Genomic DNA, 23,294 nt, shown 5'->3' on the forward strand with positions numbered 1-23,294 from the left:
CCGTCGCCCCGGCCGACCCCCCACCGGGTACCGCGCCGCCCCGGCGGGTCGGCATCGGCTGGCTGTGGCGGCGGGACCTGGCCGGCCGTACCGCCGTCCTGTGGGTCCTCTGGGTCGTGATCACGTTCTCGTTCTACGGCTTCTTCACCTTCATGCCGACCCTGCTGTACGCGGACGGGCTCACCATCGCGAAGAGCTTCACCTACTCGATCGTGATCTACCTGGCCCAGATCCCCGGCTACTACTCTGCCGCCGCGCTCAACGACCTGCTGGACCGCAAGTGGACGATCGCGCTGTACCTCGGCGGCGGCTCGGTGGCCGCGTACCTGCTGTCCGGGTCGGACATCTCCGCGCAGGTGATGATCTTCGGCGGACTGCTCTCCTTCTTCATGAACGGGGTCTACGCCGCGATCTACGCGTACACCCCCGAGCTGTACCCGACCGCGGTCCGGGCGCGGGGCATGGGCACCGCGTCGGCGGTCGGCCGCATCGGCGGGATCTCCGCGCCGATCCTGATCGGGACGACCTATCCGGTCATCGGCTTCGACGGTGTCTTCCTGATCACCACGGGAGCGCTCGCCGCCGGTGTGGTGGTGGTCCTGGTCTTCGGGGTGTCCACCAGGGGGCGGGCGCTGGAGGAGATCAGCGACGGCCGGTCGGCGACCGTACCCGCGTCGGACGGGCCGGCACCGGTGGTCCCCGGCCCCCGGACCGTGACCGGTGCACCCGGCCCCGTCGCTGTCGGCAAAGAAAGAAGGAGTCCCCGTGTCGGCCCGAGATGACCGGAAGACCTGGCTGTTGGTCAACGCGACCGTGCTGGACCCGGTCGCCGGCACCCTGACGCCGGACCGTCGCGTCCTGGCCGTCAACGGGCTGATCGCCGAGGTGGGCGGTGCCGAAGTGCGGCACGGGAAGGCGCCGGTGGTGGACCTGGAGGGGGCCACCCTTTTGCCCGGACTCATCGACGGCCACGTGCACGTCACGGCGGCCACGGCCGACCTGTCCGCGCTGCCGGACCTGTCGCACTACTACGTGGGGGCCCACGCGTCCCGGGCGCTGCACGACATGCTGATGCGCGGCTTCACGACGGTCCGCGACTGCGGCGGCGCGGACCACGGCCTCGCCGACGCCATCGCCGACGGCCTCGTCACCGGGCCCCGGCTGTTCTTCGCCGGCAAGGCGCTCTCCCAGACCGGGGGCCACGGCGACGTACGACGTCCCGGCCGCAACGTCGGGACCGTCCCGTACTGCTGCCCCGACTTCGGCCGGGTGTGCGACGGCGTCGCGGAGTGCCGCCGCGCGGCCCGCGACGAACTTCGCAAGGGGGCGCACCACATCAAGATCATGCTGGGTGGCGGGGTCACCTCGCCGACCGACCGGATCGAGGCCACCCAGTTCGCACTGGACGAGATCACCGCCATCGTGGCCGAGGCCCGCGCGGCGGGGCGGTACGTCGCCGGCCACGCGTACACGGCGGAGGCGATCAACCGAGGGCTGCAGTGCGGGGTACGGAGCATCGAACACGGCAACCTGCTCGACGACAGCAGCGTCGTACTGTTCCGTGCCACCGGGGCCTATCTGGTCCCCACCCTGGTCACCTACCAGGCCATCGCCCGAGACGGCCGGGCCGCCGGCATACCGGAGCACGTCCACCGCAAGGTGTACGACGTGCTCGATGCGGGCCTGGGGGCGTTGGAGACCGCGCACCGGGGTGGCGTCAACATCGTCTTCGGCACCGACCTGCTGGGTGGGATGCAGCGCCACCAGCTCGACGAGTTCCAGTTGCGGCGGGAGGTGCAGAGGCCGCTCGACATCATCCGCTCGGCCACCTCCACCGCCGCCGCGATGCTCGGCGCGGAGGGCACCCTGGGGGTGATCGCCCCGGGTGCGTACGCCGACCTGATCGCGACGGACGGCAATCCGCTGGAGCACCTGGGGGTGCTCGCCGAGCCGGCCAAGTACCGCCGGTTGCTCATGGCGGGGGGGCGGTTGCTGGCCGGACCACAGGCCCGCTGAGCAGGGCGGAACCTGCCAGGGTGCGGCGGAACCGGGAGGCGGGATGGTCGATGATCCATTGCTGTAGGTGTTGACGCCCCAGCAGGCCGGCTTCGACCAGCGAGATCCGCTGCGCTCATACCGCGTTGATGCCGTTCACCGTGAACAAAAGCTCGTCAGGCACCGGTGGTGTCTCCTTGGTTGGGGGGCGGTGGGAGGCGGGCATGGCGGCGGTCCCTTGATATGGGCGTGGATCCAGATCCGGTACGTCTGGCCGTGTTTGTCGATGAGGCGTCGCCAGTGGCTGCGTACGACGAACCGGACCCGGTAGTGCCACCTGGCGGGTCCTTCGACGGGCTCGGTCACAGCGGAGGTGCGCCGCAGCATCACCACGCGGGTGTCGTGGACGATGGAGGCTCGGGCGGCGCGGCGGCGGGCGGCCCGGCCAACGGCGCCGAAGTGGTGACGGCGATGGGCTGGGCTTGGATGCGCCAGAACGCGTAGGCGATCGCGGCGCATACTGGGTGCGGGCGGTGCCGTCGGTGATGAGGTACCGGCCGTCGGGTGCGATCTCCCAGTCGTGGTCGGGCTCGTCGACGTCCGGTTGGTCGACGGCGGGCATGGGTTGCGCGATGGGCAGCACGTTGACGTCGGTGAGCACGTACGGGCCGAGCCGCGACAACAGGGTGGGGTCCTGCCTGGCATAGGCCTGGATGCGGGCGGCGTAGGGGTCTTCGGGGTCGTCGCGGTGGACCCTATCGGTGTACGGGTTCCAGACCTCGGCGAGCACCGAGGCCACCGCGTCGGCGTCGCTGTCTGCTACGGTCGCCGCCATGGCTGCCGTATGGCGGATCGCGAACTATCACCGCGCCGAGGCGCCGGTGACCGAGCCGGTCACCAAGTTCGGCGGTCAGCCCGTCTGGCTTACCGAACCGCAGTGGCCGGTCAGCCAAGGCTGGGACACCCCGATGCGGTTTGTCTGCCAGATCGTATTGGAGCCCGAGCTCACCGGAGCCGGCCTGGGGCGGTTGGCCTACGTGTTCGTCACCCATGGCGACCACGGCAGCGACGTGGAGGACTTCGACCCGGACGTCATCTTCCCCGACGGCGGCGAGAACGCCGTCATCATCCAGCCCGGCGGCGTCTTCGACGGGCCGACCAGCCCACTGACCAGCGGCCCAGCCCTCTACCACGATGATGGGTCGCCGGCGGAGTACACCGTCGAGCTGGTCCGCGGTGAGGACCCCGAGCACCTGCCGTTCGACGCCTACATGGCGCTGCCGCCACATGAACGGGACCGCTACTTCCAGGCACTGGACCAGGACAAGATCGGCGGGACGGCACTGCTATTCAACGGGCACGACTGGCCCAAGGGCGGGCCGTGGCGGCCCCTACTGCGCCTAGAAGCGAACGGCAAGCCGTTCTACCTCAACCTCGGTGCCGCACCGGTGGCGTTCGCGTTCATCTCCACCGACGGCCGGCACGGGTGTTTCCTCGTCCAAGACTCGTAGCCAATACTGCCTGTACGCCAATCGCCAGCGGCGAACACAACGCGCCCTGCCGGCGCACGCCTCGCGGCAGAAGCGTGCAGTGGATCTGCACTTCAAGGACGGGGACACGCCTTAGAGCCACTTGTTCAGGTTGAGCATGTTGCCGTCGGGGTCGAGGACGTGCGCGACGCGCTGGCCCCACGGCATGTCGTTGGGCTGTCCCGGCACTGTGCCACCGGCCGACTCGACCGCGGGGAGCAGTGCATCGACGTCTGCGACGTCGGCGCTGAGGATGATCCGCACCGGTGCGCCGATCTGGGTGTTCGCCTCCTGCACGAGCCCGAGTGTGGTCGCGCCGATCCGCAGCTCGACGTAGAACTCAGGGCCTTCCTCGGGTACGCGGAGGGTCTGCGTCGCGCCGAGCACCGTCTCGTAGAAGGTGCGGAGCCGGGGCAGGTCTGGCGTGCTGACGACGGGCTGGATCGAGGTCACGAGCTCTCCTGGTAGTCGGTTTCGTGAGGGTCGACCGTGCGGCCTCTCGAAACTCATCGGCGATCCTTCGACCTGCTCGATCGCGCTCCAGCGCCGCACTCAACTCGGCAAAGCCGCGAGTGCCGCCGGCTATGTCCCGGAGGCCATGTAGGCGGCGAGGATGTAGTTGGGTGCCGGTCGAGGTTCCTGCGTGCTCGGTCGTAGCGCATGGTGGTTCGCGGGTCGGCGTGGCGGGCGGCGATCTGCACGTCGCGGAGGCTGACGCCGGCGGCGCCTTGAACGATTCGCCGAGGCATACGGGCTCACCTCGACCGACGGCCTGATCGATGAGGTCATCGACCAGCAGCAAATTGTTCTGGACCGGGCGAGGCAGCTCGCGGCTGACGGCCGGCAGCCTCAGCTGGCCTGGCAGGCCGATCGCACCCTGGACGACAGCGCAATACGGATTGGCTGGAGCCGTCAGCACCGACACCTATTTGAATAGCCTGCGGCCAATCAAAATCGGCAGCGCGAGAGCGGTGTCCGACGCGACCCGGATAGCGCGACTTTCGACCCGCGTCAGACCGGATTCGTCCAATCAACCCGCCATAAGCGCGCAACTTTCCGAGTCGCCTATCCGCGTTGCTGGATGCACTGTTCTCGGCACGAGCGCGCGCAGCGGGCAGCCTGCGTGCGCGTCACGCCGCGTGACCGCCTCTGCAGGCTGCCGCGCAAGCTCGGCGGCATGAGCGCGTATTCGACCGATGGGATGCGGGGGTGCCCGGGCGCCGACGCCTTCAGTCCAGATCTGTCGAACGGCCGAGCTTCTCCCACCTTGCCAAGTCGGTCCGCAACAGTTCGTGGTGGGCGGTGATGTGGTCGACTGCGTCGTTGCCCAGTGCCAGCCGCAGCGGTGGCTCAGCGCTGTCGAGCACCTCTAGAATGACCCGCGCCGCCTTCGCCGGGTCGCCAGGCTGGGTGCCGTCCATGGCCTCAACTGCGGAGCGGGTAGACCCCGTTGACACAGCATATTCATCAATGATCCGTGATCGGTGCATCCGGTGACCGCCGAACTCTGTCCGGAACGCTCCTGGCTCCACGATCAATACGCGGACACCGAACGGGGCGACCTCCGCCGCCAGCGCCTCGGACAGACCCTCAAGCGCGAACTTTGCCGAGCAGTACGCCCCGAATCCCGGCATGCTCAACTGACCGCCCATCGAGCTGAGCTGAATGATTGCCCCGCTCCGCTGGGCACGCATGTGCGGCAGAGCGGCTTTGGTCACCGCGACAGCACCGAAGAACATTACGTCCATCAAGGCTCGCAGGTCGGCAAGGTCGAGTTCCTCGACGGCGCCGACACTGCCGTGGCCGGCGTTGTTCACCAGCACGTCAATCCGGCCGAACTCGGCGATCGCCCGCTCGACCGAAGCCGCTACCTGAGCATCGTCAGTGACATCCAACGGCGCCGTCCGCACCCGGCCCCTTCCGAGGGTGACAAGATCGTTCAGCTGGTGCGGTTGTCGCGCGGTGGCCATTACCCGGTCTCCGGCGGCGAGAGCTGCCAACACCAGCTCTCGACCGAATCCGGCTGAGGCACCCGTGATCAGCCACACCCGGCCTGTCTCCATCATTTCCACCGTCGCTCCTGTATGCGTTGCCCACGTCTAGAGGAACTACCTTGCCGAACCGTGCCGATACGCCGCCAACACAGCCTTCCTTCAGCGGTTACAGTCTTAGCCTGTGAGCATCGAGCTGCGGCAACTGCGATACTTCGTCGCCGTGGCCGAGCACCTCAGCTTCAGCCGTGCCGCGGAACACCTGAACCTGGCTCAACAGTCACTGTCGCAGCAGATCAAAGCTCTCGAACGCAGCCTGGGTGTACGCCTGTTCGACCGCGATACTCGCGGCACCCGGCTGACCGCCGCCGGACAGGTCTTCCTGCCGGAAGCATGCGCCGTCCTCGCCCGCTTCGACACCGCCGTCGTCGTGGTGCAGCGTGCTGGCCGCGGTGAAATGGGCCGCCTCAACCTGGCATTTCTTACCTCGACCGCCAACTACATGCTGCCGCCGGTCGTGCGAGCCATGCGAGAGCGATTCCCCGACCTCGAACTGACGACCCATAACGTACCGATCGATGAACTCGTCGCTGGCGTGCGTGCTGGGCGTTTCGACGCCGCGTTCACCCGCCCGCCGCTGGTCGCCGACCTGGCGACCCGAGTACTGGCTGTCGAACCGGTCTGCGCGGTGCTACCCGCCGGGCACCCCCTCGCTACCCGCGACGTACTGCGCTTGTCCGACCTTGCCGCCGAAAACTGGGTTCTCACGCCGCGGGAGTCGTGGCCGCCCTGGCACGCCAAGTACGACCGGGACTTCGCCGCCGCCGGGTTCACCCCCAGGGTCGTCCAACGCGCCGACGGCGTACCGAACCTGCTCGGCCTCGTCACCGCAGGCGTCGGGGTGACCCGCCTCGCCCGCTCGGCCCGCAGCATCCGACGTACCGGAGTCGTGTTCGTACCCCTGGCCGATGACCACGCCGAGACCGTCGTCGCATGGATGCCCACCCGCGAAGGACCGGTACTACGGAACCTCCTCGAAGTCACCGCTACCTTGACCCGAACCGCCGACCTCACATCCGCGGGCTGAGCATTTGAGCGGCCACGTCAATGTCCGCTCGTCGGCACGTCCGGACGCGAGCGCCCGAAGACGGTCGCTGAACGTAACGAGCACTTCGCGGCAAAAGAGTGTGGTCGGCCGCGTACTAGCAAGGCTTGTCGGGCATCAGGCAGAACCCGTGCCGCCGTCCGGTTCAGTGTCCGGCCCAGCATCCAGGCTGCGGTCCCGTGGGTCACGCAGCTCCAACAGCCGGACCAGGTGCTGTTTGAGCACCTGGTAGTGCGGGGGCCGTGCAGGACCCGGTAGAGGACGAGCGCCGGATTGGCGACGAGGGCAGCTTCGATCGCCTCCAAGTAGCTGCCTTGGGGACCGGGAGTCGGTGACGATCAAACACGCCCGCCGCCAAACACCCTGCTCCGGCGGGCGGCGCGACACGCCGACCCCTTGTGCGACGACGTGGTCGGGGCGTCATCGCGCCAGGGGCCGGTGCGGTGCGGCTAGGTGTTGGGCGTGTCGAAGTACCGGTGTTCGTAGCGGGCCTGGAACGGGTCCCAGTACTGCAGGTAGCCCTGTCCACGCTGGTAGTCGAACGACGTGGGGGCGAAGTCCTCGACCCAGCTGTCGCACTAGGTCGTGGTTCCGGCGTGCAGCCACACATCCTGCATACAGATCCGTGGGGTGACCGATCCCTGGACATAGTCGGCGTGCATGCTGCGGATGAAGAAGTTGCTCGACGACTGGTTTCGCAGCCAGAACTTGGTTTGGAAGACCCAGTCCTGGTTGTACAGGCAGATCTGGCCCTGCACGCCCGTAATCGCCGTGTCCACCGTGATCCAGCCGCTGCATTTGGGGTAGCTGGACGCGGCCTGCGCCGGTGCCGGGACCGCGACAACCGCGGCCACGCCGACCAGCACGAGCAGCAGCGCCCGCAGGCGGTGCATCAGTCCGGCACCTCGATTCCGGCCTTGGCGTTGTGGAGGCCTCACATTCATCACCTTTCTGAAGGCGTGCCACGACGTTGCCCACGATAGAGCGCACGGTTGATGTCGGCCGGTCCACTGCAGGCCAGAAACGACCGAGCCACTTTGGTCGGGGGCAACCCGCACTGAGCTTCCACCCTGGGAGTGGACACCGGGTTCTCACGCTGCAAGGGCGTGATCGTGACGGTAGTAGGCGGTGCATGCCTCGTGGGGCGTGCGGTAGCCGAGCGTTGAGTGTAGGCGCCGGCGGTTGTAGTAGATCTCGATGTACGCGAAGACTGCCTGTCGTGCCTGGTGGCGGGTGACCCAGACCCTGGTGCCGATCTCGGTCTTGAGGGTCGCGAAGAACGACTCCGCAGCGGAGTTGTCGTAGCAGATCCCGGTCCTGCCCATCGACGGCAGCATCCCGGCCGCAGCCAGTTTCGCGGCGAAGCAGGCCGAGGAGTATTGCGATCCGCGGTCGGAATGAAAGATCGCGCCGGGTCGGGTCAGGCCGCGGCGACAGGCAAGGTCGATCGCGTCGCAGACCAGCTCGGCGCGCATGTGCTCGGCCATGGCGTGCCCGACGACCTCGCGGGAGTACAGGTCGATCACGGTCGCCAGGTACAGCCAGCCCTGCTCGGTAGGCAGGTAGGTGATGTCGCCGACGAACCGCCGCCCAGGTGCTGTGGCGGTGAAGTCACGCCCGAGCAGATCCGCCGCAGGCGCGACGGTGGGGTTCCGCCGGGTCAGGCTTCTGCGACGACGCCGGGTGATCCCGACGATCCGTCGCTGGCGCATGATCCGCTCGACCTTCTTGCGGTTGACCGGACGGCCGCGGCGGCGCAGCTCGGCAGTGACCCGCTTGGACCCGTATGCGCTGCGGTGCTCGGCGTGGATCGCGGCGATCTCCGTGGCAAGGCCGTCCTCGGCCGCAGCACGCTGGGCACGCGCGGGCGCGGCCCGTTCCCACGCGTAGAACCCCGAACGGCCCACACCCAGGACCCGGCACAGCCGCTTCACGCCGTAGGCGCGGTGCTCAGAGATGAACCGGTAGCGGCAGGTCATCGACCCATCTCTTTCGCAAAACCGGAGCAGCCGATCCTCGCCCGGCACGGTAGCCGGGCGCAGCGGTTCCCGAACTGGGGATATGCATCCTGATCGTTCGACGCTGCTCCTCCAGCAGGTACCTTTCGTTGCTATTGACATGTTTTGGCAGTTCGGAACCTCCCAGGGATTCCATGTTCACTACAGGTTCCTAGATCACGAAAGGCCCGCCCGCCACCCCACACGAAGGAGACGAGTCTGCTGCGTTGCCTGCGGGGCAAAGTCTTGCACTACTACTCCGAACCGAGGGCAGGCCGCGTACCAATGAACGACATCAAGTCGGGCGGCCTACGAGTTGGTCAGGCTTTCGTGGGGACCGTTTCGGCGAGCCTCTGGTGGTAGCGGGCGAGAAAGGCCCGGGCGTCTTCTGGTTTGCCGAGTGCGATGAGTGTGTCAGCGGCTAGATGGTGGAGGTGTTCGTTGTAGGGGTCGACACGGAGGGCGTCTTGGAGTCGTTGTAGTCGGGTTGTCAGGTCGGGTGTGTGGTAGCGGCCTAGGCCCAATACCGGTTACTTTGGTGTCTTCGTCTGTGGTTTTGTGCGTGCGGGTTCGGTTGCGGCGTAGATGGTGATGGCCGGGTGGAGTGGTTCGGGCGGGTGGTAATGCTCGGCGCGTTTGAGTGCCCAGTTGGACATCTTGCGTTTGATGACGCGGGGGTTGGTGCGCTGGCGGCGTGGCGGCAGGAGCCGTTCGAGGATCTCAGCCAGGGTTGTGGTGATCGCGCGGGCGAGTCTGCTGGGGGGAAAAGGCCGCCTGGGCGGTGATCTGGCGGCGGACGATGTTGAGGGTGCGGGTGAACGACATCCGGTCGGGGTCGTGCTCGACGCTGGCAGCGGCGTGGTGCATCAGCGTCCGGATCGCGTGGTGCGACAGCAGCAGTCCGTAGAGTTCCTGCTCGACGCCGAGGGGATGCTGTGACCGTAGGATCATGCCGGGACCGCCCTGGTGGGTCTTGAGTTCGTCGAGGGTCGACTCGACCTCCCACCTTTGGGCATAAAGCGCGGCGAGGTCTTCGGCGGGCGCCGCGGCGTGGTCCAGGATGGTGGTGATCAGCCGGTAGACGGTGTCACTGCCATCGATCGTGTACTCCACGACCCGCACGGTGATCGCATGCTGGCGGCGGTAGTGGTCGGCGGTCGAGGCGATGCTCGACAGGTATGAGCCGTCAGGAAGTTGCGCGTCAACGGGCAGCCGGGATGACGTTCTGGTTCGCCACAACAGGTCCGCGCCCGTCGCGCGGGCGGCCTGCCACAGGTCGTAGCCCGGGAAGCCGCGGTCGGCCAGCAGCAGCATTCCCGGTGACAACGCGGGCAGCAGGTCCAGGGTCAGGACCCGTTCATGGGTGGCCAGCGGCCCGATCGCTGCGGCGAATACGGCGTGGGTGCCGCACTCGACCAGCACCGCCATCCTGGCCTGCGGGTACGCGGCCCTCCCGTCACCACGGGCCGATCCGGGACGCCCGAAGTGGTCCACGTTGGAGTCCGTGTCGGGGATGTCGAACGTGGTGCCGTCCACCGCGACCAAGCGCCACCGCCGATAGAACGCCCCCGCCGTGTCGGCGGTCGCTACCGGCCGGCAGACCCGGTCGAACAGCGCCCGAAACGGTTCGACGCCCACCCTCGCCCGGGCCTTCCAGATCGCTGCGCTGGTCGGCACCCGCCACGCCCCCTCCCACCGGCGCTGACCGGGCAGACCCTGCGTCAGCAGCCGGAGCACCTCCTCGTAGCCCTGCCCGAAGAACAGGCACATCGCCAGGACGAAGTACACGACCACCCGAGACGGCAACAACCGTGACCGCTGCTGCACCCGGCCCGTCGACGCCAACACCTCGTCGATCAGCTCTGGCGAGAACGTCCGGGTGAGCACCCCGATCGCGATCCGGTCCGACAGACGCTCACCCGACGACTTCACCTGACCAGCACGCGGCATAACCTCTACAACGACCCTAATCGGCCAAAGTAACCGGTATTGGGCCTAGGCCGTGTCTCGAAGTGCTTGTAGCTCGTCGACACGGATCGCGGCCATCAGCGGCTCGAACGGTGAAATCGCTGACGTGCCCGCCTGTCAGAACGAAGGCCAGGGCCCGGCTGCGCGTTCAGGTAGGTTCGAGCGCATGATCGAGATTGCCGACTTCGTGCCGCACGCTCCCGTCGAGCCCGAGGTCATCGAGGAGTATCGGGGCCGCGTGCCGGACGATCTCGTCGAGATCTGGGAGCGGTACGGGTACGGGACGTTCGCCGAGGGATTCCTGCGGGTGATCAACCCGAAGGTGTACGAGGACGAGGTCGGCGACTGCATCGGCAAGACCCAGGGCGACGGGATCGCGATCCCGATCATGGTCACCGGTCTGGGAGACCTCATCACGTGGGAACCCAGCGCGGGCGTGATCGGCATCCTGTACCGCCTAGGCCGTACGGTAGGACTCAACACCACCCTGCACAACTTCCTGTTCATGGTCGATTTGGATGGCCCCGAGGAACTCTCCGACAACCTCCACTGGGACATCTTCCCGAAGGCGGTCGCAGCGCATGGGGAGCTGCCGTACGACGAGTCGTTCATCTTCGTGCCGCTGCTGTCGATGGGTGGACAGGCGAAGGTCGAGAACCTGCACAAGCGCAAGACCATCGCGGCGATCCAGGTAGCCGTGGACCTCCAGGGCGTCATCGGGCACTAGGCAGTGTCTCGGAGTGCATGTAGCCACTCGTTGATGGCGGTGATGTGGATCGATGCCAGGTAGCGGACGGCGAGCTTGTCGAACCTGGTGGCCACGGCCCGGTTGCGTTTGAGCCGGTTGATGCCGCACTCCACGGCGTGGCGCTGCCGGTAGACGGCCGCGTCGAACGCCGGCGGGCGGCCGCCCTTCGAGCCTCGGGCGCGCCGGTGGGCGTCCTGGTCGACCTTGCTCAGGATGCAGGCTTTGATCCCGCGGTGTCGCAGCAACGCCCGGTTGGCGCGTGAGGTGTACGCACGGTCGGCGATGACCCGGTCGGGTCGGACGCGAGGCCTGCCAGGCCCGAGTCGGGGCACACGGATGCCGTCAAGCACCGCGGCGATTGCGGACTGTCGCCGCGGTGCCCGGCGGTCAACACGATCGACAGCGGCTTCTGGCCCTGTTCGCAGGCCAGGTGAATCTTCGTGGTCAGCCCGCCGCGGGACCGGCCCAGCGCGTGATCGGCTGGCTCGGGACCAGGCGGTTCTGCCTGATGGCCGCTTCGCCTGCGGGCGCGGGCGCCATGCTGGTGCGCCCGGGCGCTGGTCGAGTCGATGCTGACGTCCCAGCCAATGAGCCCGGCGGCGTCGGCTCGGGTCTGTAGTGCGGTGATGATCTGTTGCCAGACTCCGGCGCGCCGCCATCTGCGGAACAGCGCGTACACGGCTTGCCACGATCCGTAGCAGGCGGCAGCAAGGGTTGCAGCACCGCCCACTGTGCGTCGCTCAGGTCGAACCGCCTCGTCACCGCTATCGTGGGCACGAGGTCTCCGGTATTCAGGTTCTTCTTGGTCGTAGAACCCTTTACCGGAGACCTCGCCGTCTATCGATCACCAACACGCCGCGACTTCGAGACACTGCCTAGGCCGCCACCAGCGTCCCGTCGAATTTGGTAGGTCAGCCGGCATGAAACATCCGCTCTTGCCGCCGAGCTTGCGCGGCAGCCTGCAGAGGCGGTCACGCGGCGTGACGCGCACGCAGGCTGCCCGCTGCGCGCTCGTGACGATGAGCGTGCCCCCGGTCGCGCCCCCGATGGACCCTTGCATAGGCTGCGTCGCCATAAACGAGTCGCGCGGGTCAGGAGTCCTTTATCATCAGTCGCTGCACGACGGGTTCGTACCGGCGCAAGGGCCGCAGCAGGCCTTCGCCGACGCGATCGACCGACACATCGAGGAACACTTCGGGCGCGGCGAGTTCGTCTACCACGAGATCACCTCGCACCTGGTCGGTGTGCATGTCTATGTCGTGACCCCGAGCGAGGAACGCCCGTACCGGACGCTGATCACTTCTGGGATGAGTGAGCTGCCGATGACGGTCCCGGAGGGCCACGACATCAGCCCCTACGCCGAACTGATGCTCAGCCTGCCGGCAGATTGGCCGCTGACCGAGGTAGCCGGGCTCGGCGACGAAACCGGGTGGCCGCTGCGGATCCTCAAGCAGGTAGCTCGGCTGCCGCACGAGTACGGAACCTGGATCGGCGAATGGCATTCCGTGCCGAACGGCGATCCCGCGCAGCCGTACGCTACGGACACCCCATTCGCCGGAGTCGTCGTCACGCCGATGCTGCGGGTGCCGCCAGAGGCCCGGACAATCGACGTCGGCGGCGGCATCCGAATCGCGTTGCTCGCGCTGATCCCTCTGCACCCAGAGGAGATAGCGGTCAAGGTCAAACGCGGTACCGACGCACTCATCGAAGTCCTCGACCGTGGCCGCGTCACCGAGTTGCTGGACCCGCGCCGGCCCTCGTACGCCTGACAGCTCGAACGGACGCGCCGACCAAGGTCACGTGCGCGCTTCTGCCGCAGACAGGGCGTCACAGTACGTGACCGAGGACGGCAGAGCCCAGTGCGCGGTCGTGCCGAGATAAGGGAGGCGTTCGTATGGTGAGTCACCGCAGTGCTGCTGCGAGTTCGGCGGCGTTGTCGAACGCGGTTGCCGCCCTTTCGGATTCGTCTTCCGTGAGCGTGACGGACTGGGCGCGGGCCAGCATCTCGGCCGCAGTCTTTGGATCGTGCAGCACCATCGCGAGTTCGGCGCGGTAGACCAGGACCTCTACCTGCTCGACCGGGTCGTCGTCGGCTTGCGGGCGGGCCAACGCGCTGTCGAGAATCCGAACGGCCTGTCCGACGTTTCCCCTGGAATCGGCCTGCACGACAGCATTCGCTAGGGCCTTGGCCAGCCGCCCGGCAGGCGTGGCGACCGGCATGGGCGCGGTGGCGGCGTCCCGAAAGACGCGGATCCAGTTGCCGCCCGGGTCGATGACGCTGAACCCGCCCAACCCGTCGGCGTTCTTCCGCGCCCTGGGCCGGGTCATCCGCGGCGTTCCGGACACCAGTACCTTGCCGTATGCGGCGCGCATGCCGGCTGCGAATGCCCGATGTAGTCCCTCGATGTCCGCGGTGAGTACGAGGCAGGAGCCATAGGACTGCTCCCGGTCAAATCCGGCGATCTCGAAGAACTGTAGATGCAGGTCTTCCCGCTGCACGCCCACACACGCGTTGGGCTTGCGTTGCTTGTACGTGGTGCGGAAACCGAGAACTCCGTAGAAGGTTTCGATGTCGTCAATGGATGCGCACGGCAGCAGGGGAACGGTCACCTCGTTGGTCATGCCTCCTTCCTACGCGTCGTGGGGTGTCCGTCGCACATGGAAATAGCCGATCATCGCCTTCGGTCATCCGATCGGCTGATGACCCAGAACGCAACGCTGCCCTACCGAGCCGTCGGCGGCGCCTTCCTGCCTGCCATATGTCTCGCCAAGATCAGGCGCCCGGATCTGCCGCCGAGCTTGCGCGGCAGCCTGCAGAGGCGGTCACGCGGCGTGACGCGCACGCAGGCTGCCCGCTGCGCGCGCTCGTGCCGAATAGAGGTCGTTGGTCTGTCGGCAGCGTCCGGCCGGTTGAAGAATCTCGCCTCACGCTCCGTTCTTACTTCCATGGAGCCCGCGGTGGATGGACACGTGACCCTCGCGGGAGGATCGCACTAGACGTTTCTCCGAACTGCGTTGCAGCTTAATCACGCGACCCTCTACGCTACTCCGTAGTTACGGATCAGCGTAGGAGACGATCATGAACGACAACAGGCTCGACGAGCTTGAGCGACGGATCGCCCATCTGGAGAACCAGATCGACGGCGCATCTACGCCGGAGCGCACCGCGCGAACTGCGAACCCACTGACGGGGGTGCTGCACGCCTGGCACCGCGAGGCTGAGGAGCAGTCCCTGCCCGGGACGCTGGGCTATGCGGGGTACGTGGCCGACAGGGAACTGCTCTGGGCCAGGCAGGTACCACTCGCCGAGCTATTGCCGGCGGACTGGGGTCCGGCGGTGGGCATCCTGGAGTCCCTCGGCAGCCTGCCGCGGCTGGCGTTGCTGGGGGCGCTGCTGCGCGAGGGCCGCCGCACCAACGTCGACCTTCAGGAGGCGCTCGGCGCGATCCAGGGCGACACGACCAGCGGCCAGCTCTACCATCATCTGCGGGCATTGCAGGGGGCGGGGCTGATCGTGCAGAGGCGGCGTGGCGAGTACGACCTCGCCCCCCAAGCAGTGATCCCGATCCTGACTATCCTCGCCGCAGCGATGAACATTGCCACCGACCCTCCGGTCGGCCTGCCCGTCGCACCGCAATCGTAATGACATTGATCGGCTTTCGTCGTGGGCCAGCCTGCGTGGTCTCGGCTTCGAGATCCGATGCTGTGACTGGTGACCAGTCCGATAGCGCGATGAGGAGACCATAAGATTCTCTCGGGTATCCGGATCTGCCGCCGACCGGGCATCACCGTACGTGACCGCGGGCCGCAGAGCTGCTGCACGGCCGTGCCGATGAGCGGATGCCATTCGCTCATCGGCTTGGCACACCGGCCGTCCGCCGGCGACGTGCCGGTTCGGACGCGAGTGCGGCGGCTCACGCTGCCAGACACGTTGGTAGGCCGACGCCGACATGACCTCCAGCGCTGATCCCACCGACCAGTTCCATCAAGCGTCCCGGTGATAGGCGAGGTTGACGGTGAGTGCGGCCAGAGCGAGTCCGAAGAACAGTGCCCAGGCGCCGAGTCGGAAATTGCCCGCCCGCACATGTGCGCCCAGCGCGCCGAGGAAGTACAAGACCAGACCGGCTGCCGCGAGCGTACCCACAACCGGCACGACGAACCCGACCAGCAAGCCGAGCGCGCCTGCGCCCAGGAGCATTCCCAATGGCCGCACCCAGGATCGGGGTACCTGATTGCGGTCCGCCTCCGTCTTCGGGTATTCGTGGCCGATCACGTTCGCGATGGCAGCCGAACCGTTGAGGGCTGAGGCGAGCAGGGTCACCGTGAGATAGATGGCGAACATCGGCGTCTCCGTATCCATGAAAGCGGCGGTCTACCAGTCGCTCACGGACGAGGCGGTGACCCCGATATGTGACACGGTGTTGAGTGCTTCAGATCACAGTGCTATCGCTGTCAGCTTCCGTGGGTTGCTGACGACGTGGATGGTCTGAACCAAACCGTCCACCATGTGCAGGATCATCGCGAGCACCGGCGTTCCGTCACAGCGGACGACGACACCGGGGCCACCGTTGAGGTGGAGCACCCGGGCCGTCGAGCCCACCGGTTGTTGCCGGGAGAGCACGACGATGGCCCGGGCCACGAGGCTCGAACCGTGGATCGGTTTGCGTGGCGCGCCGGTGAGGCCGCCGCCGTCGCTGACCATCGTCACGTTCGGTGCCAGAACCTCGATCAGTGCGGTGATGTCACCACCGGAACAGGCGGCCAGGAATCGCTCGGTCACCTGCTGCCGGGTCACGGGGTCGCTGTCATATCGGCGCCGGCGGCTCTCGACCGCCTTCCGTGCCCGGTGCGCGAGCTGCCGTACCGCCGGCTCCCCACGCCCCACGAAGTGCGCGATCTCGGCATGCGGGTACCCGAACGCCTCGCTCAGCACGAAAACCGCGCGTTCCAACGGAGACAACGTCTCCAGGACCAAGAGCAGCGCAGTGGAAACAGAATCGGCAAGGACCACATCGTCGGCGATGTCCGGCCGGGTGAGGATGGGCTCAGGCAGCCACGGTCCGACGTACGACTCACGCCGCACACGCGCGCTGCGCAGCTGATCAATCGCCAGCCGGATGGTCACCCGAACCAGAAAGGCTTCGGTGTCCACCACCGTGGCCGGTTCGACGCGACTCCACCGCAACCAGGCCTCCTGCACTACGTCCTCGGCTTCCTTGACGCTGCCGAGCACTCGGTACGCGACCGCGTACAACAGCCCACGGTGCTTCACAAAGGGCGGCTCATGTTGGTCACCTGACACGCTCCCGGCCACCCGACCCATGATCCGGCATAACGCGTCACGTGTTCAGACAGGCCACGGTGACCGCCGCGCATGCCTTCAATCAGGGGCATCAACGCCGTCGAAGAACGACCCACCAGCACCCGCGCGCACTTTGCATCTCTCCGGGGCATCCGCTTCTGCCGCGATCTGGTCTGGGCGGGACCCTGTCCCCGGCAGTGACGGAGTGTAGTTGTCGAGTAGGTCCACTGTGTGACATGGAGGCTTGCTCTACAGACACTGCCGGCCCTTCTGGCACGTCGATCTCTGTACGCTCCGGCGTACCTGCCTGTGCACCCGGTCCTGTACGCCGACAAACGCCACACGGGCACGACAGCCACCTTGACGGAAAGCGACGTCACCCTAACTGCCCATCCCCTCGTAGCGTGGAGGCCAGAGCTTGAGGGATAGAGGTTCATGGCTGAAACGAGACGGCAGTTCGATCCGGAGTTCCGGGCGGGCGCGGTGCGCATAGTGCGGGAGACGGGCAAGTCGATCGCGCAGGTTGCTCGTGACCTGGGGATCAACAGCGGGACCCTGGCCAACTGGGTGAAGAGGGACCGCGAGATTCGTGGTGAGGCCTCTGCCGGGCAGTTGGCCGAGGACGAGCGGGCGGAGCTGGCCCGGCTGCGGCGGGAAAACGCTGAGTTGGCGATGGAGCGTGATGTCCTCAAGCGATCCGTGGTCCTGTGGGTCAAGGAAGCGACGGGCCGGTGAGCGTGGCCGCTTTCATCGCTTCCCAGAGGACCGAGCATTCCGTGCCGCACGCGGTGGCCTGCCGGGCGTTGGGGGTGTCCGAGTCGTGGTTCTACAAGTGGCGGGACCGGCCGCCGACCCGCCGCGGTGACCGGCGTGTCCGGCTGGCGGCGGCGGTCCGGAGGGTGTTCGACGACTCGGGCGGCGCCTACGGCAGCCCTCGTATCGGGATCGAGTGGCGCGAGCAGGGTTGGCGGGTCTCGGACAACACGATCGCGCAGGTCATGGCCGCCTCCGGCCTGACCGCCCGGGTCGGGCGTCGCCGCCGGAGCCTGACCCGCCAGGGCACACGTCCGGCCGCGCCGGACCTGGTCAGACGCAAGTTCACCGCGTCGGCGCCGGACCGCGTCTGGTGCGGCGACATGACCGAGATCCGCACCGACGAGGGCAAGCTCTACCTGGCCACTGTCATCGATCTGTACTCGCGTCGGATCCTCGGCTACGCGATGGGCGCCCACCACGACGCCGGGCTGGTCGTCGCCGCGCTGAACATGGCCGCCGTCACCCGAGGCGGCAACGTCAACGGGGTGATCTTCCACAGCGACAGAGGCAGCGAATACGGTTCGGCCGACTTCGCCCGGACCTGCAACCGGTGGAAGGTACGCCAGTCGATGGGCCGGGTCGGATCGTGCTTCGACAACGCCGTCGCCGAGGCCACCTTCTCCACCATCAAGGTCGAGTACGTCCACCGCCATCAGTTCCGTACCCGCACCGAGGCCCGGCTGAAGATCGCCACCTGGATCACCGACTTCTACAACCGGCGTCGCCGGCACTCCGTCTGCGACTGGCGATCCCCCATCGACTACGAACGATCCGAGGCCTGCGCCATGGAGGCCCGCGCCGCATAACGACGCCCTCCACGATCCCAGGGCATTGACACGCAGCTGACGCTGCAGCACCGCCGTATGAAGGGCTACTTGATGCCCGGACCTCGCCCCGGGGACCTTGTCCCACCAACGCTGGTGAAGTCCTCCAACTGCGCTCGCACCCGAACGAGACCCCGCTCATCCACGCACCGCAGCCAAACACCGCCACAACGCTCATACAACGGACACGCCACAACAACCTAACAAAGCACTACTAGTGCACCGTCTCCAGTTCCCGGACCGGTGGTGCCTCGTCCAGCGGCTCGTGGCCGCCGGGCAGCAGGCGGTCCAGCCACTTCGGCAGCCACCAGTTGGCGTTGCCGAGCAGGGTCATGGTCGCCGGTACCAGCACCATGCGCACGATCGTGGCGTCGACGAAGATGGCGGTGGCCAGGCCGAGGCCGAACATCTTCGTCGACGGGTCGTCCGCGACGGCGAAGGACAGGAAGACCGCCACCATGATGAGCGCGGCCGAGGTGATGACCCGGGCGGTGCCGGAGATGCCCCGCACGATCGCGGTGCGGTTCTCCCCGGTGCGCAGGTACTCCTCCCGCACCCGGGACAGCAGGAACACCTCGTAGTCCATGGACAGGCCGAACAGGATCGCGAACATGAACATCGGGATGAACGACACGATCGGCACCGTGGACTCCAGGCCGATCAGCGCGCCGCCCCAGCCCCACTGGAAGACCGCGACCATGATGCCGTAGGACGCGCCGATGCTCAGCAGGTTCAGCAGCACGGCTTTCAGCGGTACCAGCACCGAGCGGAACACCAGCAGCAGCAGCACGAAGGACAGCGCCAGCACGGCGCCGACGAACGCCGGCATGCGGTCACTGGTCCGCTTCCCGACGTCGGACAGGCTCGCCGCGGCGCCGCCGACGTGGGCCTTCGCCGGGCCCGCACCGACCGCGCCGGGCAGGACGTCGGCGCGCAGCCGGGCGACGGTGTCCGTGGTGGCCTTCTCCTGCGGCCCGCTGGTCGGGAACAGCACCAGGGTCGCGATCCCGGTCGCCTGGTCGACCTGCGTCCCGGCGACCGACGCGATGCCCCGGTCGGCGGTGACTGCGGTGACGACCCGGTCCAGCGCGCCCGGATCCCCGGCGGTGGTCATGGCGATGATGACGGGACCGTTGGCGCCCGGCCCGAAGCCTTCGGCGACGAGGTCGTACGCCCTGCGCTCCGTCCGGTTCTGCGGCATCGAGCCGTCGTCCGGCAGACCCACCCGCAGGCTGAGCACGGGCAGCGTCGCGGCGAGCAGAAGCGCGGCGGCACAGACCGCGTAGAGCCCCGGGTGCCGGTTCACGTGCCCGATCCAGCGCACCCACCCGGTGCCCGCGGTGGTAGCGGCGCGCCGCCGGACGACGCGGCGCATCAGCCGGCCCGGGTGGCCCAGGCGGGCACCGGCGAGGCCGAGGAAGGCCGGCAGCAGCGTCACCGACGCGAGCACCATGATCAGCACGACCAGGGCGACCGCGAGCCCGCCGATCGTCATGAACGGCACGTCCGCGACCGCCATGCCGAGGATCGACACGACGACGGTGCCGCCGGCGAACACCACGGGCCGCCCGGCCGTGGCCACCGCCCGCGCCGTCGCCTCGGGCGGCTCGATGCCCGCGGCGAGGTACTCCCGGTGCCGGGCGAGCACGAACAGGGCGTAGTCGATGCCGACGCCGAGCCCGACCATGCTGCCGAGCACCGGCCCGAACGTCGGTACCTCGATGAACCTGGCCAGGACCGTCATCGTGGCGATGCCGACGGTCAGCCCGAAGATCGCCATGCCGATCGGGAGCGCAGCGGCGATGAGCGAGCCGAACGCCAGGAACAGGATCGTGGCCGCAGCGAGGAGGCCGACCAACTCGCCGATGCCGGCGCCGGCATCGGAGAAGGCGAAGAACAGGTCCCCGCCCATCTCGATGCGCAGCGGCAGCTCACCGCGCAGCCGTTCCACGGCGGCGACCAGCGCGTCGAGGTCCTTGGCCGACAGCTCGTCCTGCGGCGGGTACTGCACCCGGATCAGCGCGATCCGCCCGTCGGCGGAGACCAGACCGGCGCGGACGGCGGCGTCGCCACCGGCCTCCAGCGCCTGGACCGGCTCGCCGGTGCCGAGCACGTGCGGGAGCTGCCGCACCTCGGCCTGCAGCCGGGCCAGCGCCGTCCGCGCGGCACCCTGGTCGAAAAAGCTCACGCCGCCGTCGAGCGGGGTGACGACCACCTGGGCCGTCACGCCGTCCTGGCCGGTGCCGGTCTGCTCGATCAGCTCCGCGGCCAGCTGCGAGTCCAGCCCTGGAGCGGTCATTGAGTCGGCGGGCCGCCCACCGAACGCACTCGCGGCGACGACAGCGAGCACGGCGACGAGCAGCCAGGCCGCGATCATCCGCCACGGATGGCGAGCCGCGCCGCCGCCCAGACGGGAAAGGGCTTTCGAAAGCATCGGGGTCCTCCAATGACCTCTTCGGCCGCTGTACCCCGGCCGCCGATGCAAAGGCTCGTCGTCGCAGCACCGGCGGGCATCGGCCTGCGAGCCGCAGATCCGTCCCTCCCCGGGCCGAGCGGTCCGCCGTTCTTTCGGCCGATGCGCGCGCCGGTGCGATCCCTAGGCTGGAAAGCGTGCTGACCGATGACCTGCGAAATCTGTGGACCGAGCCGCGGCCCCCCGACGTGCCCGTACGGGTGCGGCGGGACTGGGCGCTGCTCGCCGCGGGACTGGGCACCGCGATCACCGAGGCAACGCTGCGCGACGATCTCGTGTGGCGGCCGGTGGCCCTCGTGCTCGCCGTCTGGTTGTGCGCGTTGCTCATGTGGCGCCGGACCCGGCCGCTGGCGGCGGTCGCGCTCGGGTTCGGTGCGATAATCCTGCTCGGGCTGGCGTCACTGGTAGCGGACCCGAGCGAGCCGGTCGGGCTTGGCAGCAGCGTGATCGCGCTGCTGCTGGTGTATGCGCTGCTCCGGTGGGGATCGGGACGGGAGATCGTCCTGGGTATCGGGATCCTCCTCGCGGCGTTCGTCGTCCAGGCGGTCGAGGACGACATCACCCCGCCCGCCGAGCAGATCGCGGGGTTCGGGTTCCTGTTCATGCCGGCGGTGATCGGGGCGTCGGTGCGGTTCCAGGCGACCGCCCGCGAGCGGCTCCTGGACGGGGTGCGCTCCAGAGAGCGTGAGCGACTGGCCCGGGAGCTGCACGACACCGTGGCCCATCACGTCTCCGCGATCGTCGTCCGCGCTCAGGCGGGCCGGGTGCTCGCGGCCGTGGACCCTGCCGCCACCGTCGAGGCGCTGGAGGGCGTCGAGGAGGAGGGCGCGCGCACGCTGGAGGAGATGCGGGCCATGGTCGCCGCGCTGCGGGACCGCGGCACCGGCGCCGAGCTGGCCCCCATCGCCGGGGTCACGGACCTGGAGCGGCTGCTGAGCGGCACCGGCGGCGGGCTCCCGATCGACCTGCGGCTCGACGGCGACCTGGACGCGCTGCCACCGGCCGTGGACGCGGCGGTCTACCGCATCGTGCAGGAGTCGGTGACCAACGCCCGGCGGCACTCCGTCGACGCCAGCGGGATCATCGTCCGGGTCACCGGCGAGCCGGAGCGGATCACGGTGACGGTGCGCAACGACGGGGTCCGCGCCGGCAAGGGCCGCGATGGGTATGGTCTGGCGGGGCTGCGCGAGCGGGCCGCGATACTCGGCGGCGAGCTACGGGCCGGGCCGGGCGCCGAGCACGGCTGGCAGGTCGAGGCCGAGCTGCCCCGGGGGAGGACGCACAGTGCAGCCCATTCGCGTCGTCATCGCTGACGATCAGGCCATCATCCGCACGGGGCTGCGGATCATGCTGGACGTCCAGCCCGACATCGAGGTGGTCGGCGAGGCGTCCGACGGGCGCGAGGCCGTGCGGCTCGCCCGTGACCTGCGGCCCGACGTCTGCCTGTTCGACATCCGGATGCCGGTCCTCGACGGGCTGGAGGCCACCCGGCAGCTCGCCGGACCCGGCGTCGCCGACCCCTTCGTGGTCGTCGTGATCACCACGTTCGACCTCGACGAGCATGTCTACGGTGCACTGCGCGCGGGCGCCCGCGGGTTCCTGCTCAAGGACGCCGGGCCGGAGCTGCTGGTCCAGGCCGTCCGGTCGGCGGCGGACGGTCAGGCGCTCATCGCCCCGAGCGTCACGGTGCGCCTGCTGCAGGCGTTCGCTGACGTGCCGGTCGGGCGGCCCATGACACAGCCGGTCGTCCCGGTCACCGCCCGCGAGGAGGACGTGCTCATCGCCGTCGCCCGGGGGCTGACCAACGTGGAGATCGCCGACGCCCTGCACATCAGTCTGAGCACGGTGAAGACCCACCTCGCGAGCCTGATGGGCAAGCTCGGCGTCCGGAACCGGGTTGAGATCGCGATGTGGGCGTACGAGACCCGCCGCATCGTCCCCGGCGCCTAGCTACTTCGAGCTGAAAAAGTCGGTGTAGTGGCGGGGCCGGCGTGGGCTGCCGGCGTGCCCGGAGGGCGGGTGGCCGGGTTATGCCGTATGCGCGGCTTCCAGACGGGTGATTTTGGTCAGGTTGTGGGCGAAGACGGATGACCGCGCTGCACGACCTCGCGTACACCCGCCAGGCCCAAGGCGACCTCGATGAAGCCGAGCAGCTGTTCCAGCAGGTGCGGGAGTACCGATCAGACAAACTCGGCCGCGACCACCCGAACACGTTGATCACTGTAGGCCTCGCCGAACACCACCGAACCAGCGTAGAGCGGCACGGACTTGCAAACGATTCACCTGGTCAATCAATCGGGCACGACCAACCGCGTTTGGCTTCGTCTGAACCTAGTGCCGAACCTGCTGACCAGGGATTCTCCTCACTGCTGCCATCCGGACCGAACACAGCGAATGCCCCGTCCTCCAGGCAACCCGGGGTTGACCGCCGCGCAGGGCTGGCCACACGTGCAGCAATCAGATGCGTCGACCTCCCGGCCCTCACCACCGATGGTCACCCGGCCGACCACCCCCACTGCCCACCCTGCGCCAGCCCAGGTCAACGA

At 68.2% G+C, this 23,294-nt stretch carries 22 protein-coding genes and 2 pseudogenes; 12 read left to right on the forward strand and 12 right to left on the reverse strand.

Translation table 11 applies throughout. The features are described from left to right. The 3 genes from E1258_RS13025 to E1258_RS33295 form a co-directional block, all read left to right on the forward strand. Positions 1-782: MFS transporter (locus E1258_RS13025; protein WP_132400048.1), on the forward strand; the 782-nt coding region annotated here is incomplete at its 5' end. Next, positions 766-2,016 carry an amidohydrolase family protein gene (locus E1258_RS13030; RefSeq protein WP_132400051.1) on the forward strand — a complete coding sequence of 417 codons (1,251 nt, stop codon included), beginning with the start codon at positions 766-768 and terminating at the stop codon, positions 2,014-2,016. The genes E1258_RS13025 and E1258_RS13030, both read left to right, overlap by 17 nt. Positions 2,017-2,828: 812 nt before the next feature. After that, complete coding sequence (locus E1258_RS33295; RefSeq protein WP_165949747.1) at positions 2,829-3,506, forward strand: hypothetical protein; 678 nt, start codon at positions 2,829-2,831, stop codon at positions 3,504-3,506. A gap of 111 nt (positions 3,507-3,617) precedes the next feature. Here the strand turns inward: E1258_RS33295 and E1258_RS13045 are convergent, their stop codons facing one another. The 3 genes and pseudogenes from E1258_RS13045 to E1258_RS13055 form a co-directional block, all read right to left on the reverse strand. Then, positions 3,618-3,977 carry a VOC family protein gene (locus E1258_RS13045; RefSeq protein ID WP_165949748.1) on the reverse strand — a complete coding sequence of 120 codons (360 nt, stop codon included), beginning with the start codon at positions 3,975-3,977 and terminating at the stop codon, positions 3,618-3,620. Between the two features lie 167 nt (positions 3,978-4,144). Next, positions 4,145-4,249, reverse strand: a pseudogene (locus E1258_RS13050) (integrase); the annotation flags it as partial. 504 nt (positions 4,250-4,753) lie between these two features. Then, positions 4,754-5,590 carry an oxidoreductase gene (locus E1258_RS13055; RefSeq protein ID WP_132400098.1) on the reverse strand — a complete coding sequence of 279 codons (837 nt, stop codon included), beginning with the start codon at positions 5,588-5,590 and terminating at the stop codon, positions 4,754-4,756. Between the two features lie 109 nt (positions 5,591-5,699). Between E1258_RS13055 and E1258_RS13060 the strand changes: the two genes are divergently transcribed. Continuing rightward, on the forward strand, positions 5,700-6,602 hold the full coding sequence (locus tag E1258_RS13060; protein ID WP_132400060.1) for a LysR family transcriptional regulator: 903 nt from the start codon (positions 5,700-5,702) through the stop codon (positions 6,600-6,602). Positions 6,603-7,198: 596 nt separating this feature from the next. Here E1258_RS13060 and E1258_RS13065 read toward each other — a convergent pair. The 4 genes from E1258_RS13065 to E1258_RS13085 form a co-directional block, all read right to left on the reverse strand. Continuing rightward, a complete protein-coding gene (locus E1258_RS13065; protein WP_132400063.1) occupies positions 7,199-7,513 on the reverse strand; it encodes a hypothetical protein in 315 nt (104 codons plus the stop codon). Positions 7,514-7,711: 198 nt separating this feature from the next. Beyond that, positions 7,712-8,599 (reverse strand): IS3 family transposase, encoded by an 888-nt coding sequence (locus E1258_RS13070; RefSeq protein ID WP_165949749.1) that lies wholly within the window; start codon positions 8,597-8,599, stop codon positions 7,712-7,714. A gap of 338 nt (positions 8,600-8,937) precedes the next feature. After that, positions 8,938-9,141: a tetratricopeptide repeat protein gene (locus tag E1258_RS35850; RefSeq protein WP_132400069.1), complete on the reverse strand. Its 204-nt coding sequence runs from the start codon at positions 9,139-9,141 to the stop codon at positions 8,938-8,940. 196 nt (positions 9,142-9,337) lie between these two features. Continuing rightward, positions 9,338-10,567, reverse strand: a complete 1,230-nt coding sequence (locus E1258_RS13085; protein ID WP_132400072.1) for an IS4 family transposase — start codon at positions 10,565-10,567, stop codon at positions 9,338-9,340. A 184-nt stretch (positions 10,568-10,751) separates the two neighbouring features. Here E1258_RS13085 and E1258_RS13090 point away from each other — a divergent pair, with 184 nt between their 5' ends. Beyond that, a complete protein-coding gene (locus E1258_RS13090; RefSeq protein ID WP_132400075.1) occupies positions 10,752-11,312 on the forward strand; it encodes a T6SS immunity protein Tdi1 domain-containing protein in 561 nt (186 codons plus the stop codon). Here E1258_RS13090 and E1258_RS13095 read toward each other — a convergent pair. Continuing rightward, positions 11,309-12,110: pseudogene (locus E1258_RS13095) on the reverse strand (IS5 family transposase). The gene E1258_RS13090 and the pseudogene E1258_RS13095 sit on opposite strands and share 4 nt — an antisense overlap. Before the next feature lie 143 nt (positions 12,111-12,253). On the opposite strand from E1258_RS13095, the gene E1258_RS13100 reads away from it, so the two are divergent. Continuing rightward, entirely contained in the window at positions 12,254-13,102 is an 849-nt protein-coding gene (locus E1258_RS13100) for a suppressor of fused domain protein (protein ID WP_243715413.1), read from the forward strand. A 133-nt stretch (positions 13,103-13,235) separates the two neighbouring features. Here the strand turns inward: E1258_RS13100 and E1258_RS13105 are convergent, their stop codons facing one another. Continuing rightward, the gene (locus E1258_RS13105; RefSeq protein ID WP_132400077.1) at positions 13,236-13,955 is read right to left on the reverse strand and encodes a VOC family protein; all 720 of its coding nucleotides are present in this window, start codon (positions 13,953-13,955) and stop codon (positions 13,236-13,238) included. A 457-nt stretch (positions 13,956-14,412) separates the two neighbouring features. Between E1258_RS13105 and E1258_RS13110 the strand changes: the two genes are divergently transcribed. Continuing rightward, positions 14,413-14,976: a helix-turn-helix domain-containing protein gene (locus E1258_RS13110; RefSeq protein WP_132400080.1), complete on the forward strand. Its 564-nt coding sequence runs from the start codon at positions 14,413-14,415 to the stop codon at positions 14,974-14,976. 342 nt (positions 14,977-15,318) lie between these two features. On the opposite strand, the gene E1258_RS13115 is transcribed toward E1258_RS13110, so the two are convergent. Further along, entirely contained in the window at positions 15,319-15,675 is a 357-nt protein-coding gene (locus E1258_RS13115; RefSeq protein WP_132400107.1) for a DoxX family protein, read from the reverse strand. A gap of 93 nt (positions 15,676-15,768) precedes the next feature. Next, the gene (gene sigJ / locus E1258_RS13120; protein WP_132400083.1) at positions 15,769-16,656 is read right to left on the reverse strand and encodes an RNA polymerase sigma factor SigJ; all 888 of its coding nucleotides are present in this window, start codon (positions 16,654-16,656) and stop codon (positions 15,769-15,771) included. 414 nt (positions 16,657-17,070) lie between these two features. On the opposite strand from sigJ, the gene E1258_RS13125 reads away from it, so the two are divergent. Together E1258_RS13125 and E1258_RS13130 are read left to right on the forward strand one after the other, a co-directional pair. Beyond that, on the forward strand, positions 17,071-17,370 hold the full coding sequence (locus tag E1258_RS13125; protein ID WP_132400086.1) for a transposase: 300 nt from the start codon (positions 17,071-17,073) through the stop codon (positions 17,368-17,370). A gap of 2 nt (positions 17,371-17,372) precedes the next feature. After that, complete coding sequence (locus E1258_RS13130; protein ID WP_256370995.1) at positions 17,373-18,257, forward strand: IS3 family transposase; 885 nt, start codon at positions 17,373-17,375, stop codon at positions 18,255-18,257. Between the two features lie 232 nt (positions 18,258-18,489). Here the strand turns inward: E1258_RS13130 and E1258_RS13135 are convergent, their stop codons facing one another. Then, the gene (locus E1258_RS13135) at positions 18,490-20,709 is read right to left on the reverse strand and encodes an MMPL family transporter (protein ID WP_132400092.1); all 2,220 of its coding nucleotides are present in this window, start codon (positions 20,707-20,709) and stop codon (positions 18,490-18,492) included. A gap of 176 nt (positions 20,710-20,885) precedes the next feature. Here E1258_RS13135 and E1258_RS34755 point away from each other — a divergent pair, with 176 nt between their 5' ends. The 3 genes from E1258_RS34755 to E1258_RS35855 all read left to right on the forward strand — a co-directional run. After that, positions 20,886-22,061, forward strand: a complete 1,176-nt coding sequence (locus tag E1258_RS34755; protein ID WP_243715414.1) for a sensor histidine kinase — start codon at positions 20,886-20,888, stop codon at positions 22,059-22,061. Between the two features lie 34 nt (positions 22,062-22,095). Then, a complete protein-coding gene (locus E1258_RS13145; protein WP_050778182.1) occupies positions 22,096-22,698 on the forward strand; it encodes a response regulator transcription factor in 603 nt (200 codons plus the stop codon). Between the two features lie 137 nt (positions 22,699-22,835). Beyond that, a partial coding sequence (locus E1258_RS35855; protein ID WP_132400095.1) for a tetratricopeptide repeat protein occupies positions 22,836-23,294 on the forward strand: 459 nt, incomplete at its 3' end.

This window comes from Micromonospora sp. KC207 (genome assembly GCF_004348615.1).
Lineage (GTDB): Bacteria > Actinomycetota > Actinomycetes > Mycobacteriales > Micromonosporaceae > Micromonospora.

What these genes read in the sequence shown, in the direction of transcription:
- E1258_RS13110 (WP_132400080.1), top strand. Translation starts at nt 14,413, where the DNA reads ATGAACGACAACAGGCTCGACGAGCTTGAGCGACGGATCGCCCATCTG.
- E1258_RS13055 (WP_132400098.1), bottom strand. Translation starts at nt 5,590, where the DNA reads ATGATGGAGACAGGCCGGGTGTGGCTGATCACGGGTGCCTCAGCCGGA.
- E1258_RS13115 (WP_132400107.1), bottom strand. Translation starts at nt 15,675, where the DNA reads ATGTTCGCCATCTATCTCACGGTGACCCTGCTCGCCTCAGCCCTCAAC.
- E1258_RS13070 (WP_165949749.1), bottom strand. Translation starts at nt 8,599, where the DNA reads ATGACCTGCCGCTACCGGTTCATCTCTGAGCACCGCGCCTACGGCGTG.
- E1258_RS13085 (WP_132400072.1), bottom strand. Translation starts at nt 10,567, where the DNA reads ATGCCGCGTGCTGGTCAGGTGAAGTCGTCGGGTGAGCGTCTGTCGGAC.
- sigJ (WP_132400083.1), bottom strand. Translation starts at nt 16,656, where the DNA reads ATGGGTCGGGTGGCCGGGAGCGTGTCAGGTGACCAACATGAGCCGCCC.
- E1258_RS13065 (WP_132400063.1), bottom strand. Translation starts at nt 7,513, where the DNA reads ATGCACCGCCTGCGGGCGCTGCTGCTCGTGCTGGTCGGCGTGGCCGCG.
- E1258_RS13135 (WP_132400092.1), bottom strand. Translation starts at nt 20,709, where the DNA reads ATGCTTTCGAAAGCCCTTTCCCGTCTGGGCGGCGGCGCGGCTCGCCAT.
- E1258_RS13125 (WP_132400086.1), top strand. Translation starts at nt 17,071, where the DNA reads ATGGCTGAAACGAGACGGCAGTTCGATCCGGAGTTCCGGGCGGGCGCG.
- E1258_RS33295 (WP_165949747.1), top strand. Translation starts at nt 2,829, where the DNA reads ATGGCTGCCGTATGGCGGATCGCGAACTATCACCGCGCCGAGGCGCCG.
- E1258_RS13145 (WP_050778182.1), top strand. Translation starts at nt 22,096, where the DNA reads ATGCTGGACGTCCAGCCCGACATCGAGGTGGTCGGCGAGGCGTCCGAC.
- E1258_RS13105 (WP_132400077.1), bottom strand. Translation starts at nt 13,955, where the DNA reads ATGACCAACGAGGTGACCGTTCCCCTGCTGCCGTGCGCATCCATTGAC.
- E1258_RS13090 (WP_132400075.1), top strand. Translation starts at nt 10,752, where the DNA reads ATGATCGAGATTGCCGACTTCGTGCCGCACGCTCCCGTCGAGCCCGAG.
- E1258_RS13100 (WP_243715413.1), top strand. Translation starts at nt 12,254, where the DNA reads ATGAAACATCCGCTCTTGCCGCCGAGCTTGCGCGGCAGCCTGCAGAGG.